Here is a 13,515-nt window from a genome sequence, read left to right as displayed (position 1 = left end):
AGTTTGAGTGGAAACCAAAGATATAGATTTTTCAAAGCTGTCACCTATGATGAAGCAGTATTTTGAAGTAAAGAACAAATATAAAAACCATATACTGTTCTACAGACTGGGAGATTTTTATGAAATGTTCTTTGATGACGCTATCATTGCGTCAAGAGAGCTTGAACTTACCTTGACAGGTCGTGACTGCGGACTTGAGGAAAGAGCGCCTATGTGTGGTGTGCCTCACCACGCCTGCGACGTTTATCTGAAAAAGCTTATTGAAAAAGGCTACAACGTGGCTATCTGCGAGCAGACCATGGACCCTGCAATGTGCAAGGGAATAGTGCCGAGAGAGGTCATAAGAGTAGTCACACCGGGTACGCTTATCGAAAGCAGTATGCTTGATGAAACGTCCAACAACTATATCTGTGCATTTTATATGAGAGCCAAGGAAAGCGCATTGTGCCTTGCGGATATTTCCACAGGCGAGGTGCATCTGTTTGAGTTTGAGGGCAAGGAAATGACAAGTTCGGCTATAAATGAGCTGTCGAGATTTTCCCCTGCGGAGATTCTTATAAATGACGCTTTTCTTTCAAATAAAGAGCTTTCAAGCTTCATAAGAGAAAAGCTCAAGACCAGCGTTCAGCTTTTGGAGGAGAACGATTTTTCCCCTGAGATACATACAGAAGAGGTGCTGAAACAGTTTTCCACAAACAGCCTTGAATCTATTGGCGTTAAGCCTGACACAGTTGCAGCATTTGCAGTGTGCGGGCTTTTTGCATACATACACGATACACAGAAAGCATTGGTGGGCAGATTTTCCGAGATAATAAAGCATGACGCCGACCCTATCATGACTATCGGCTTCACTGCAAGAAGAAATCTGGAGCTTACAGAAACTCTCAGAAATAAAGAGAAAAAAGGCTCGCTCCTATGGGTGCTTGACCATACCAAAACTTCAATGGGCAAGCGTATGCTAAAATCCTTCCTGGAACAGCCCCTTGTCAATCCTGCAAAGATAATCGACAGACTTGACGCTGTTGAACAGCTCACAATGAAGCCTGTTGAACTTGGAGAGCTAAAAGAGATACTGGGAGGAGTCTATGACCTTGAAAGACTCATGACAAGGGTAATGTATAAGACCGCTACCCCTAGAGATCTTAAATCACTGTCGCTGACAGCACTTAAACTCCCTGAGATAAAGGAGCTTCTCAAAGGTTTTGATTCAAAGCTTCTTGCAAACTGCAACAATAAAATATCCACCCTTGAAGCTATCTCAAACCTTGTTGAGAACGCCATTGTTGACGAACCGCCTGTTAATGTCAAGGACGGCAACGTTATCAAAGACGGCTTCAACGAACAGCTTGACGGACTGAGAAATATAATCTCAGGAGGCAAGGGTATAATTGATGATATTGCGGAGCGTGAAAGAGAAAAAACGGGTATCAAAAATCTGAAAATAGGCTATAACCGAGTTTTCGGATATTATATCGAGGTAACAAAGTCTTACTATGACCTTGTGCCTGACAACTATATAAGAAAACAGACCCTTGCCAACTGCGAGCGTTTTATCACGGACGAGCTTAAAGTCGCAGAGAACACTATCCTCGGTGCAAGCGATAAGATAGTTACTCTTGAGCAGGAAATATTTGCGGAGATAAGAGATTTTGCAGCCACACAGCTTAGACTTGTGCAGGAAACTGCCACAGCAGTGGCGCAGATAGACGTGCTTTGCTCGTTTGCAACTGCGGCGGTGAACAATAACTATACAAAGCCTGAGATAGCCATTGACGGCATTATTGATATCAAAAACGGCAGACACCCCGTTGTTGAGCTTATGCAGAAAGACGAGGTGTTCGTGCCTAACGACACATATCTTGATCTTACAAGCAACAGAATGGCTGTCATAACAGGTCCGAATATGTCAGGTAAATCAACTTATATGCGTCAGGTTGCTCTTATCACCCTTATGGCGCAGATAGGCTGCTTTGTGCCTGCGGACTATGCAAAAATATCTGTGGTCGACCAGATTTTCACAAGAATAGGCGCTTCTGATGACCTTACCGCAGGTCAGTCTACCTTCATGGTGGAAATGAGCGAGGTTGCAGATATCGTAAAGCACGCCACCAAGAACAGCCTTGTTATCCTCGACGAGGTGGGCAGAGGTACTTCAACCTTTGACGGAATCTCCATTGCAAGGGCAGTGTCGGAGTATATCTCCACCAACAGATCAATGGGCTGTAAGACCCTGTTTGCAACACACTATCATGAGCTTATCAGCCTTGAAAAAGAGCTTGACGGCGTTAGAAATTTCTCTGTCGCAGTAAAGCGTCAGGGGGATAGTATCAAGTTCCTTAGAAAGATAGTTCCGGGCGGAGTTGACGAAAGCTACGGCATAGAAGTTGCAAAGCTTGCGGGTCTGCCAAACAAGATAATAAACAGAGCCAAAGAGCTTCTCGAACAGCTTGAAGCGGAAAACAAAAAGGCAAGACTTGCCGCTCAGCAGATAGAAAGCGACCAGATATCCTTTGACAAAATAAGCGACAGCATCGTTACCGACAGACTTAGAAAAACCAACATAGACGAAATGACCGACAGCGAGCTTAGAGATTTTGTGAAAGACTTGCTGAAATATGTTTAGGTGAGCGTTATGAAAAAGTGGTATGACGAGGAGTACGAGTTTGAAATAGAGGTCACGGGATTTCTCCGTGGCGACCATACTGAAAGATATTGCCGAAACGGAGAGGAGATAGGGGATAAATATTTCTGCACCTATGGCTGTCCTGTGAATAAGAACGGCTATGGCATTTGCAGTAAAACAATGATGATGCTTTATCCCATTATGGAAGCTGTCCGCAGCGGCGGCGATATGACTAAGATAGGCGGCGACAGCAAATATACAAAAACTATCGTCTGTCCTGACGGCTGTGTCATGTTCCGCTTGACAGCAAAGCCGACAGGCAAGGAGAATTTTCATACAGGCGGCTTTTGGAAAGAGCCATAGAAAAGGATAGAAAAATGTCAGAAATAAAAGTTCTGAGCAAGGAAGTTTCCGAGCTTATTGCGGCAGGCGAGGTAATAGACAGACCTGCTTCAATAATAAAGGAGCTTCTTGAAAACGCAATAGACGCAGGTGCGAACGTCATAACAGTTGAGATAAAAAACGGCGGCCGCACCTATATAAGAGTGACGGATAACGGCAAGGGTATCTCAAAAGATGATCTGCCTATAGCCTTTCTTCGTCATGCAACAAGTAAGATATCAGTAAAAAATGACCTTGACAGTATTATGACCCTCGGCTTCAGAGGTGAAGCACTTGCTTCTATCTGTGCCGTATCCAAGGTAGACGTGCTTACGAAACGTCCCGAGGAGGATTACGGCACGCATTATGTTATCGAGGGCGCAGTGGAAAAGACCTGCGAGGAGTGCGGCTGTCCTGACGGCACGACTTTCGTTGTGAGGGATATTTTCTATAATGTTCCTGCAAGACTAAAGTTTCTGAAAAAGGACGTTTCAGAGGGCAATTTTGCCGCAGACCTTGTTACAAAGCTTACCCTTTCACACCCTGAGATATCATTCAAGTTCATCAGGGATAATAAAGTTGAGATATTGACAGCAGGGGACGGCAAGATATATTCCGCAGTTTATTCAGTTTATGGCAGAGATTTTGCAAACTCCATGCTTGAAGTTGACTATACATGGCAGGGTATGCACATAACAGGCTTCACTGTGAAGCCTCTGTCTGCAAAGCCTAACAGACGTTTTCAGAATTTCTTTGTGAACAAAAGATATGTGAAATCAAGGGCTTGTGCGGCAGCATTGGAAGAGGCATACAGAAATCTTCTTATGACGGGAAAATTCCCAGCTTGCGTGCTTTATATTGATATTCCGCCGAACACCATAGATGTGAACGTCCACCCTACTAAAATAGAAGTGCGTTTTTCAGACGAAAAGCTTATGCACGAGGCTGTGTTTTTTGCGGTGAAAAATTCCCTTATGAAGAATGACAGACCTAATGAGATGCACCTTGAAAACAAGCGTAATTTCACCGACAGAGAGCTTTTTGATATACCTAAAAAAGATAACAGCGTCCAGCTTAAATTCTCTATGGAGGATAATAGTCAAAAGCCTGTTGCCTCAAAGGCTGATATACCTGCCCCAAAGCCGCAGACAGAGAAACAGTACGAAAATTCGTACAGCTATCAGAAGCCTGCACCAACGCTTAAAACTGTGGAGAGCAGGAGCATAACTGAGGAAGAAAAAGAAAAACTCAGCGGCAGTGACGATATGTTTCTTGCAAGCCTTGAACAGCCTGCAAAGAGAAAAACAGCCGTCACAGAGCTTTCAGGTCCTGAGCCGAAACCCCATAAGGTGACAGTGGAGGAGATAAACAAAGCGATAAGCGAGATACCTCTTCCCGAAGAGCCGGAGGAGCAGAGCGGAGAAGCTTTCAAGTTTATCGACGCTCAAAGCTTCACAAAGAAAAAGCCTGTTTCCGTTATCGTGGAGGAGAAAGAGCCTGAAAAGCCGAAGCCTGTTGTGGTGGGCGAGCTTTTCAAGACCTATGTTGTGGCACAGGTGGGCGACGAGATGATACTTATGGATAAGCATGCCGCCCATGAGAGATATATTTTCGAGAGGATAAAAAGCGATGCCGAACAGCTTGAAACGCAAATGTTCCTAGAGCCTATCATGGTGTTGCTTTCTTATGACGAGTATGACGCTCTCACCGCAAACCTCGATAAGGTGTCACAGCTTGGCTTTGAGATAGAGCCGGACGTTGCGCCAACTGTTGCAGTAAAGGGCGTGCCTATCATTCTTGGTGACGATAACCCTGCGGATATAATCAGCGAACTTGCAAAGAATTTTATCGAGAATAAACTCAATCCGCAAATAGAGCTTTTTGATGACCTCTACCATTCTATCGCCTGCAAAGCGGCAATAAAGGCGAACGATACCAACAGCGGAATAGAATTGCAGGCGCTCGTGAACGCCGTTTATGGTCAGGAAAATATCAGATATTGCCCTCATGGCAGACCTGTTATGATAACCCTCACCAAAAGAGACATCGAAAAGCAGTTCAGACGAGTTCTATAAAAAATGCAGGAGGCGAAAGCTATGGAAAATAAAATACCTCTCCTTGTCATTGCAGGGCCTACCGCCAGCGGAAAGACCGCCTGCGCAGTGGAGCTTGCAAAGATATATGACGGTGAGATAGTTTCCGCAGACTCTATGCAGATATATAAGGGTCTGAGCATCGCTACTGCCAAGCCTACCAAAGAGGAAATGCAGGGCGTGCCACATTATCTTATAGATTTTCTCGAGCCTGAGCAGGCTTTTTCCGTGGCAGATTATGTGAAGCTCGCAGGTGAGCGTATCAGAGAGATACACAGCCGTGGCAAAGTTCCTATTCTCTGTGGGGGAACAGGACTATATATAAGCTCACTTGTGAACAACGTGATCTTTGACGATACCGAAACGGACGGCTCAGTGAGAAAACGTCTTGAGGAGGAAGCCAAGACGCTGGGCGGTCACGCTTTGTGGGAAAGGCTCAGAGAGGTCGATCCCGAAACTGCGGAGAAAGTCCATGAGAACAACCTGCCAAGGGTCATACGAGGACTTGAAGTCTTTGAAACTACAGGTATACCGCTTTCACAGCATAAGGTGAACAGCCGTCGTGAGAAGTCGCCATATAACGCCTGCATTATCGGTCTTACAGCTTCCGACAGACAGTATCTCTATGACCGTATAAACCGCCGTGTTGATGTAATGGTGGAAAATGGACTTATAGAGGAGTGCAGAGTTTTTTATGACAGCTTTACCCCTGCTACAGCTTATCAGGCGATAGGCTATAAGGAGCTCGTGCCGTATTTTGAAGGCAAAGCTGAGCTTTGTGAATGCCTCGACAAAATCAAACAGGAAAGCCGTCATTATGCCAAAAGACAGCTTACTTGGTTTAGACGAGTTGACGGAATTCAGTGGGTGGAAACAGATAAATTTGATAGTTTTCAAAAAATTATAGAAAATATCAAAAATATTATAGCCAAATCGGAAATTATGTGATATAATATAATTTGAAAGATTTTATAGTAAAAAAAGCAATACATTGCTGTAAAAATTTTTAGGAGTGTTATTTATGAATAAGAATCTTAATCTTCAGGACGTTATACTCAACCAGATCAGAAAAGACAAGATAGCGTCTACTTTTATCCTTATGAACGGCTACCAGTTCAAAGGCGTTGTAAAGGGCTTTGACAGCTATGTTGTAGTTCTCGATTGCGAGGGCAAGCAGAACATAGTTTATAAGCATGCTATCTCAACTATCGTTCCGTCAAGATATATCAACGTTCTTGACGCCGCAGGCAATTCAGATATTTAAGAGGGCAGTAAAAATGAATTCTCTGACCGTTAAAATACTTACCGGTCTGCTTTCTGTGCTGATAATCACAACTATCGGCAGTCAGATATACAGTGCACTTACAGAGCGTCATGACACCGAGGAAGCTGTGCTTGTTACTATCAATGAGGATATTGCTTTTAAAGGCGTTATAATCAGAGATGAAAAAGTGGTCACCTATGACAGCGGCGGAGTTTTGGATTATACCTATTCCGACGGCAGTAAAATATCTGTTGGCAATACCATAGCGTCAGTTTATTCTTCTGAGGACGCTGTCACAGCGAAAAACAAGATAAAGATACTTGAAAGCGAGATAGCCGCCCTTGAAAGAGCACAAAATCCGGGTACAACTAATTATGTTCAGCCTGAAACGCTCAAAAGCAAGATAGATAAGGAATATAAGGAGCTTCTCTCATATTCTTCTCAGGATAATTTCTCTGAGTTTGCAAAAACAAGAGAGGATATGTCCCTTGTGATGAATATTTATAATATCGTCACAAAGACCGAGCAGAGCTATGACGAAAGGATAAGCCAGCTTCAGGCGAAAGTCAAGGAGCTGGAGGAACAGACCTCAGGCTCAGGAAAAACGATCACTGCTGACGAAACAGGCTATTTTGTTTCCTATGCAGACGGCTATGAGAGCGAGCTTACTATGGAGAACGCTTCCCAGCTCACTGACAAGGATATCCAAAAGGTCATCGACCGGCCTAGTAAGGACGCACCGAACGCCATTGGCAAAATGTTTTCCGACTATTCATGCAGGATAGCAGGGATCATGGAAAACGATAAAAGGATAACAGAGGGCGCATGGCTTAGAATGACGCTCAGTACCACAAAAAACATCTATGACGTTCAGGTGGAGTCTGTTAAGCCTTGTGAGGACGATGAGAACAAAGTGGTCGTCGTGCTTTCCTGTGACAGACTTGACGAAGCTCTTGTTGAGTCAAGAGTGCAGTCTGCGGAGCTTATCTTCGACGAGTATCAGGGCCTTAAAGTTCCAAGAAGTGCGATACGTTTTCAGGGCGATCAGAAGGGCGTTTATGTGATACTCGGCAAGGACGTTACCTTTAAGAAGATCAATGTTATTTACGAGGGCGATGATTATGTGCTCTCTGAAAATACCTCAAACGAGGATTATCTGCTGCTTTACGATCAAATTTTGTTAGAGGTGGTATCAGATGAAGATGTGCAGCAAAGTAGATCAGACAGCAACGCTGTCACCTCAGGATAATTATTTTCCGGAGGTTCTTGAAAACTGTAAGGAAATATGTTATAATGTAGAGAACGCCAAAGCAAAATGGCGTAAGCCTGACGAAGAAGTCAGGATAATGGCTGTCACAAAGACAGTGCCGCCTGAAAAGGTGAATTTCGCTGTGGCTCAGGGCTTTAAGCTGCTGGGCGAAAACAGGGTGCAGGAGTTTCTTTCCAAGAAGGAAGCTTACGATAAAAGTGCAGAAGTGCAGTTTATCGGACATTTGCAGACCAATAAGGTGAAATATATAATCAATGATGTTACTCTGATACAGTCTGTCGATAACCTGAAGCTTGCTCATGAGATAAGCAGGCTTGCAGTGAAGAATAATAAAACTATGAACGTCCTTGTGGAAATAAATATAGGCGATGAAGCTACTAAAAGCGGCGTTTCCGCTGAAATGGCTGAGGAGCTTGTAAGACAGACGGCGCAGCTGCCTAACGTTTCTGTTAAGGGACTTATGGCAATACCGCCTGTTGGCTCAGGGGAGGACGTTTTTGAAAAAATGCACGGTATCTTTCTTAGTGTAAAGGAAAAGGATATACCGAACGTGTCTATGGATATTCTCTCAATGGGAATGTCTGGGGACTATGAGCTTGCCATAAAGCATGGCTCAAATTTGGTGAGGATCGGAACAAAGCTTTTCGGAGCTAGAAAATATTTGGAGGATTAAAAATGGGTGCAATGCAGAAATTAAAAAATCTCTTTGTAGGCGAAGATGAACTTGAGCAGGAGGACGCAATGTATCAGCAGCCGATGTATGAGAATAAAACAGAATACAACGAAGCACCAAAGAACACAGGTGCATATGGCAATAACGCACGTCCGGTAAGAATGGAGCAAACCACGACTTTGCAGATAGTTCTTGCAAGACCAAACGATTTTTCAGAGGTCAAGTCTATCGGCGGCGATATAAATGAGGGAAAGACAGTGCTCCTTAACCTTGAAACAGTCAAGAGCGAGGATGCAAAGAGAATACTTGACTTTATCTCAGGCGTTGCGTATGCAAATGGTGCAGACATCAAGATGATGGCTCAGAAAACTTTCGCTATCATGCCTAGAAACGTTGGCTTCTCAGGAGTTGACCTTATGAGTGAGCTTGAAAATAACGGCTATAGCTTCTAAAAATGGCTCGTGCTAAATATCAGTTTTTGCCCGACCTGTCTGAGGACGATATCCGTCTGTTAGACAGAGTGTCCGATTGGATAATGGCGGCTGATGAAAAGTATATAACAAAGTTTTCTGCGTTTCTCGATGAAAGGCAGTGTCTGCTGTGTGAAAAACTCATGGTGTCTGTGAAATATGAGAATTATAGGCTTTGGGGCGGATATGAAAACGCCGCAAGGCGTATGTTGTGTGTCTATCCTGAATATGGCGAGGCAGAAAGTGAGGATTTTCCTATCACCGCAATTACACTGCTGTATCGCAAAGAGGATAAAATAACTCACAGAGATATCCTAGGCTCGCTTATGGGACTAAGAATAAAAAGAGACAGCGTTGGCGACATTCTTGTGGGAGAGGGAAAGTCAGCGGTGTTCCTGCGTTCTTCTGTGGCAGGCGAGGTTACAAGCGCCCTGACGAAGGTCGGCAGAGCAGGAGTAAAGCTACAGGAGGGCTATGACGGCAGTATACATATTGAGCAGAAAACTCAGGAAATAAGCGGTACTGTGGCTTCCATGCGTGCAGATTGTATCTTAAGTCTTGCAGCAAGGATATCACGAGAAAAGTCAGCACAGCTTATAAAAAACGTGGGCATCGAAATAGACCATATGCCGAAAAATTCACCGAAAATACCTCTTGAAGAGGGCTGTACATTTTCAGTGAGAGGATACGGAAAATTCAAGCTGCTTTCAGTTGACGGCACAACTAAAAAAGACAGAATACATATAACTTTAAATAAATTTGTGTAAAGATCACGGAGGTCCTAGTATGTTAAATCCAAATAATATTAAAGGAAAAACTTTTGATACCGAGAAAAACGGTTATTCAAAAGAAGACGTAAAAGAATTTCTCGGGCAGGTAGCCGAGGATTATGCCGAAGTAGTAAAGGCAAATCAGGATACCGAAGCTAAGATAATCAAGCTCGTTGAGAAGATAAACGAGTACAGAGAGGACGAGGAGGCTATCCAGCAGGCTCTTGTCGTGGCTCAGAAAGAGTCAAATAAGATACTTACTGAGGCCAAAACTCAAGCTCACGATATGATCGAATCTGCCAAAACAGAGCAGGTAAGACTCGCAGAGCAGAGTGCCTCTGAGTGTGAGAGAATAGTTAAGGAGCATAAGGAAAAGTGCGCTGAGCTTATCAGAACTAATACCGAGATAACAGAAAAGAAGATAAATGAAGTAAGAGCCGCTTATGACGAGGAGCTTGCTAAGTTTGAAAACCTCAAGGCTGAGGTAACTCAGTTCAAGGCTGACCTTACTCAGCTTTATAATAAGCAGATAAGACTTATTATGGAAATTCCTGCGTCCGAGCCTGCCGAGGATACAGCAGAGGAGTATGAGGAAGAAGAAACAGTCGAGGAAACTCAGGAAGCTGTAGAGGAGCAGGCAGAGGAAACAGCTGAGCCGGAGGAAACTGTTGAGGCTGAATCTGCACCTGTTACTGACAGTGAGCACGTTGAGAAGATACTTAACACTGGTTCTTTCGACCCTGTTATACCAAAGACAGCTCCTGCTGAGCTTAAATTTGGAAAAAATAATTAATATCAAGGCTCTGTTTTCCGCAGAGCCTTACTGTTCATAAATGGAGTAGGGAATAGATGTTTGTAATTTCGCTTGTTATCATGGCAGTTCTCGTTGCCGCCGACCAGCTCATAAAGCTTGCCGTGACAAATAACCTGCCGTTGAATGGTCAGCCTGTCGAGGTCATAAAGTTCGGTAGCTTTAAGGTATTCAGCCTGACCCATATAAGAAACACAGGAGCAGCATGGAGCATGATGTCAGGAAAGACCTGGTTTCTTATCGGTCTGCCTGTTGTCGTACTGATCGCGGCGGTGACCTATATGTATAAGATACGCAAAGGCTCAAAGCTGGAGCTTGTGTCGCTGGCTATGGTACTTGCAGGCGGTATCGGCAACCTTATCGACAGAATAAGGGTAAAAGAAGTTGTGGACTATATCAAGTTCGAGCCTATCAATTTCCCTATTTTCAACTTTGCGGATATCTGTATCGTTATCGGCGGAATTTTGTTCGTTATCTGCTTCTGCTTTTTGGACGAAAAGAAAAAGCCGATCCGTGACGATATAAAGGTCAAAGACGAAAATGACAAAGCTTGATTTTATTGCAACTGCCGAGGAAACAGGCGAGCGTATCGACAGATTTCTGTCAGCGCAGGATACAGGTCTTACACGTTCCGCTGTGCAGAAGCTTATCGAGGACGGTGGCGTCACAGTTGGAGGCAAAAAAGTATCGAAAAATTATAAGCTGCATAACGGTGACAGCGTTGAGATAATTATTCCCGACCCTGTGGAGCTTGACGTCAAGCCACAGGATATCCCAGTGGAAATAGTCTATGAGGACAGCGAGTTGCTCGTGGTGAATAAACCTAAAGGCATGGTGGTGCACCCTGCCGCAGGCAATCCCGACGGCACTTTGGTGAATGCATTGCTTTATCATTGTCAGGGCAGGCTTTCTTCAATAAACGGCGTCATTCGCCCTGGGATAGTCCATAGGATAGACAAAAATACAAGCGGACTGCTGATCGTTGCCAAGACCGACAGCGCACATAACTTTCTTGCGGCTCAGATAAAAGAGCATAGCTTTACAAGAGAGTATGAAGCTATACTCACAGGCGGTCGCCTAAAGACCCCTACTGGCACAGTTGACGCACCTATCGGCAGAAGCAAATATGACAGAAAGAAAATGTGCGTGACAGAGCAAAACTCCAAGCACGCAGTTACCCATTATGAGGTGCTGGAGGAGTTAGGTCAGTATTCGCTGGTGAAATTCCGCCTTGAAACAGGTCGAACCCACCAGATAAGAGTACATTCCGCCTATATCGGTCACCCTGTCTACGGCGACGATGTTTACGGCAAAGCTGTAAAGGAAATCGAGGGGCAGTGCCTACACGCAAAGAAAATTGGTTTTATACACCCTGCGACCAAGGAATATATGGAGTTCGACAGCGAATTGCCCGATTATTTTCAGGCGGTGCTGAAAAAACTCAGAGTAGGGAATTGACCCACGGAAGTGATTTTATGTTTGAAGATATATCAAAAGTCCTGCTTATAACGGATATGGACGGAACTTTTCTCCCCGCAAGCAAGATACCTACCCCGAAAACTCTCGCCGCTGTCAAGCGTTTTGAAGAGGCTGGGGGCAGATTTTCTATCGCTACAGGCAGAGCCATTCAGGCGGCCAGACAGTATTTTGACATGGTGAATGTGAATTGTCCTATCATAATGTCAAACGGTGGAATGGTCTACGATATCCATACGAAAGAGCAGATATATAACGTCTTTCTGCCAAGCTTTGCGGCGGATATCGTCAAGGAGATACTTGCCGATAATCCTTATGTTGGTTGTGAAGTGCTTACTGTCAACGAGGTCTATGTGCCAAGCATGACGCCTATGGAAAAGCGTCATAACGAGATCTGCAAGCTCATTCCCGTTCAGTGTGCCGTTGACGAGATACCTGACAAGAACTGGTATAAGGTGCTTTTTGCAGTTGAGCCTGAGCGTATGGACGAGCTTATAAACTATGTGGCAAAAAAAGGCTACAAAGGTGTAGATTTTGTGCGTTCAAGTATCGAGTATTACGAGATACTTCCACAGAATATATCAAAAGGTACGGCTCTTGAGGAGTTGAGAAAAGCTTGTGGCATGGATGATTTTACTTTCGTGGCAGCAGGCGACTATAATAATGATATTGAACTTCTTCAAGCGGCTGACGTGGCATATTGCCCGTCAAATGCGGCAGAGGAGGTCAAAAAGGTTGCGGATAAGGTCTTTGAGCAGTCCTGCGAGGAAGACTTCATAGCCGCAGTCATAGATGAAATTTTTGAAAAACTGAAGAAATAATATTTTTTGGAGGTCAAAAGTATGGACGAAACATTAAAGAAACAGCTTGAGATCACAGCCTGCAAGGTTCGTCTTGGAATACTCGAGGGAGTATTCAACGCAAAGTCGGGTCATCCGGGCGGATCGCTCTCCATAGCAGATCTGCTCACTTATCTCTATTTTGCCAAGATGAACGTATATCCTGATAAGCCGGAAGAGCCTGAGAGAGATAGACTCGTGCTTTCAAAGGGTCACACAGCACCTGCACTTTATGCAACTCTTGCAGAAAAAGGCTTTTTTCCAAAGGAGGAGCTGAAGTCCCTCAGACATATCGGTGCAATGCTTCAGGGTCACCCTTGTATCTCTATCCCTGGCGTAGATATGTCCTCTGGATCCCTTGGACAGGGCATTTCTGTTGCTTGCGGTATGGCACTTTCAGGCAAGCTCACAAGCGATACCTATAAGGTGTATACTATCCTTGGCGATGGTGAGATCGAAGAGGGTCAGGTATGGGAGGCTGCAATGTTCGCCGCTCATTATAAGCTTGATAACCTCGTTGCTGTTGTGGATAATAACGGACTTCAGATCGACGGAAAGATAGAGGACGTAATGTCGCCATATCCTATCGTTGACAAGTTTGCAGCATTTGGCTGGCACGTTATCACAGCCGACGCTCACGATTTTGACTCACTTGAAAAAGCATTCAACGAGGCAGAAACAGTATGCGGTCAGCCTTGCGTTATCGTAATGAAGAGTATCAAGGGCAAGGGCGTTTCATTTATGGAAAACAACGTTTCATGGCATGGTTCAGCACCTAACAAGGAGCAGTATGAGCAGGCTGTGGCAGAAATAAACGAACAGCTTAAAAGTCTGGAGGGTTAAGC

The 13,515-nt window shown here is 44.4% G+C and carries 14 protein-coding genes; all 14 read left to right on the top strand.

Annotation, left to right across the window (positions count from 1 at the left end; all coding sequences use genetic code 11):
- Positions 1-7: 7 nt before the first annotated feature.
- Positions 8-2,623 (top strand): DNA mismatch repair protein MutS, encoded by a 2,616-nt coding sequence (gene mutS, locus AB5627_RS05865; RefSeq protein ID WP_022287373.1) that lies wholly within the window; start codon positions 8-10, stop codon positions 2,621-2,623.
- A 9-nt stretch (positions 2,624-2,632) separates the two neighbouring features.
- Entirely contained in the window at positions 2,633-2,986 is a 354-nt protein-coding gene (locus AB5627_RS05860; protein ID WP_022287372.1) for a TIGR04076 family protein, read from the top strand.
- 14 nt (positions 2,987-3,000) lie between these two features.
- Positions 3,001-5,079 carry a DNA mismatch repair endonuclease MutL gene (gene mutL / locus AB5627_RS05855; RefSeq protein ID WP_265290549.1) on the top strand — a complete coding sequence of 693 codons (2,079 nt, stop codon included), beginning with the start codon at positions 3,001-3,003 and terminating at the stop codon, positions 5,077-5,079.
- 21 nt (positions 5,080-5,100) lie between these two features.
- Positions 5,101-6,045 (top strand): tRNA (adenosine(37)-N6)-dimethylallyltransferase MiaA, encoded by a 945-nt coding sequence (gene miaA, locus AB5627_RS05850; RefSeq protein WP_022287371.1) that lies wholly within the window; start codon positions 5,101-5,103, stop codon positions 6,043-6,045.
- A gap of 73 nt (positions 6,046-6,118) precedes the next feature.
- Positions 6,119-6,361 carry an RNA chaperone Hfq gene (gene hfq, locus AB5627_RS05845; RefSeq protein ID WP_022287370.1) on the top strand — a complete coding sequence of 81 codons (243 nt, stop codon included), beginning with the start codon at positions 6,119-6,121 and terminating at the stop codon, positions 6,359-6,361.
- A gap of 13 nt (positions 6,362-6,374) precedes the next feature.
- Positions 6,375-7,610 carry an HlyD family efflux transporter periplasmic adaptor subunit gene (locus tag AB5627_RS05840; protein WP_022287369.1) on the top strand — a complete coding sequence of 412 codons (1,236 nt, stop codon included), beginning with the start codon at positions 6,375-6,377 and terminating at the stop codon, positions 7,608-7,610.
- On the top strand, positions 7,558-8,304 hold the full coding sequence (locus AB5627_RS05835) for a YggS family pyridoxal phosphate-dependent enzyme (protein WP_022287368.1): 747 nt from the start codon (positions 7,558-7,560) through the stop codon (positions 8,302-8,304). The genes AB5627_RS05840 and AB5627_RS05835 overlap by 53 nt, the downstream gene beginning before the upstream one ends.
- A 2-nt stretch (positions 8,305-8,306) precedes the next feature.
- A complete protein-coding gene (locus tag AB5627_RS05830; RefSeq protein WP_242989556.1) occupies positions 8,307-8,756 on the top strand; it encodes a cell division protein SepF in 450 nt (149 codons plus the stop codon).
- 2 nt (positions 8,757-8,758) lie between these two features.
- Entirely contained in the window at positions 8,759-9,541 is a 783-nt protein-coding gene (locus AB5627_RS05825; protein WP_368369731.1) for an RNA-binding protein, read from the top strand.
- 19 nt (positions 9,542-9,560) lie between these two features.
- Positions 9,561-10,337: a DivIVA domain-containing protein gene (locus AB5627_RS05820; RefSeq protein ID WP_117856577.1), complete on the top strand. Its 777-nt coding sequence runs from the start codon at positions 9,561-9,563 to the stop codon at positions 10,335-10,337.
- 56 nt (positions 10,338-10,393) lie between these two features.
- On the top strand, positions 10,394-10,909 hold the full coding sequence (gene lspA, locus AB5627_RS05815; RefSeq protein WP_117956424.1) for a signal peptidase II: 516 nt from the start codon (positions 10,394-10,396) through the stop codon (positions 10,907-10,909).
- The gene (locus AB5627_RS05810) at positions 10,896-11,813 is read left to right on the top strand and encodes an RluA family pseudouridine synthase (protein ID WP_117956423.1); all 918 of its coding nucleotides are present in this window, start codon (positions 10,896-10,898) and stop codon (positions 11,811-11,813) included. Before lspA ends, AB5627_RS05810 begins: the two co-directional genes overlap by 14 nt.
- Positions 11,814-11,830: 17 nt before the next feature.
- A complete protein-coding gene (locus AB5627_RS05805) occupies positions 11,831-12,652 on the top strand; it encodes an HAD family hydrolase (protein ID WP_022287362.1) in 822 nt (273 codons plus the stop codon).
- A 21-nt stretch (positions 12,653-12,673) separates the two neighbouring features.
- Positions 12,674-13,513 carry a transketolase gene (locus AB5627_RS05800; protein WP_022287361.1) on the top strand — a complete coding sequence of 280 codons (840 nt, stop codon included), beginning with the start codon at positions 12,674-12,676 and terminating at the stop codon, positions 13,511-13,513.
- Positions 13,514-13,515 lie beyond the last annotated feature (2 nt).

The sequence above is a fragment of the Ruminococcus sp. RTP21198st1_G1_RTP21198_201120 genome, from assembly GCF_040924265.1.
GTDB classification, from domain to species: Bacteria; Bacillota; Clostridia; order Oscillospirales; family Ruminococcaceae; genus Hominimerdicola; species Hominimerdicola aceti.
This window is presented reverse-complemented; position numbering and strand designations above follow the sequence as displayed.

Coding starts and splice junctions, on each gene's coding strand:
- AB5627_RS05810 (WP_117956423.1), top strand. CDS start 10,896: ATGACAAAGCTTGATTTTATTGCAACTGCCGAGGAAACAGGCGAGCGT.
- hfq (WP_022287370.1), top strand. CDS start 6,119: ATGAATAAGAATCTTAATCTTCAGGACGTTATACTCAACCAGATCAGA.
- AB5627_RS05830 (WP_242989556.1), top strand. CDS start 8,307: ATGGGTGCAATGCAGAAATTAAAAAATCTCTTTGTAGGCGAAGATGAA.
- AB5627_RS05800 (WP_022287361.1), top strand. CDS start 12,674: ATGGACGAAACATTAAAGAAACAGCTTGAGATCACAGCCTGCAAGGTT.
- AB5627_RS05820 (WP_117856577.1), top strand. CDS start 9,561: ATGTTAAATCCAAATAATATTAAAGGAAAAACTTTTGATACCGAGAAA.
- AB5627_RS05840 (WP_022287369.1), top strand. CDS start 6,375: ATGAATTCTCTGACCGTTAAAATACTTACCGGTCTGCTTTCTGTGCTG.
- AB5627_RS05835 (WP_022287368.1), top strand. CDS start 7,558: ATGAAGATGTGCAGCAAAGTAGATCAGACAGCAACGCTGTCACCTCAG.
- mutL (WP_265290549.1), top strand. CDS start 3,001: ATGTCAGAAATAAAAGTTCTGAGCAAGGAAGTTTCCGAGCTTATTGCG.
- miaA (WP_022287371.1), top strand. CDS start 5,101: ATGGAAAATAAAATACCTCTCCTTGTCATTGCAGGGCCTACCGCCAGC.
- AB5627_RS05860 (WP_022287372.1), top strand. CDS start 2,633: ATGAAAAAGTGGTATGACGAGGAGTACGAGTTTGAAATAGAGGTCACG.
- lspA (WP_117956424.1), top strand. CDS start 10,394: ATGTTTGTAATTTCGCTTGTTATCATGGCAGTTCTCGTTGCCGCCGAC.
- AB5627_RS05805 (WP_022287362.1), top strand. CDS start 11,831: ATGTTTGAAGATATATCAAAAGTCCTGCTTATAACGGATATGGACGGA.
- AB5627_RS05825 (WP_368369731.1), top strand. CDS start 8,759: ATGGCTCGTGCTAAATATCAGTTTTTGCCCGACCTGTCTGAGGACGAT.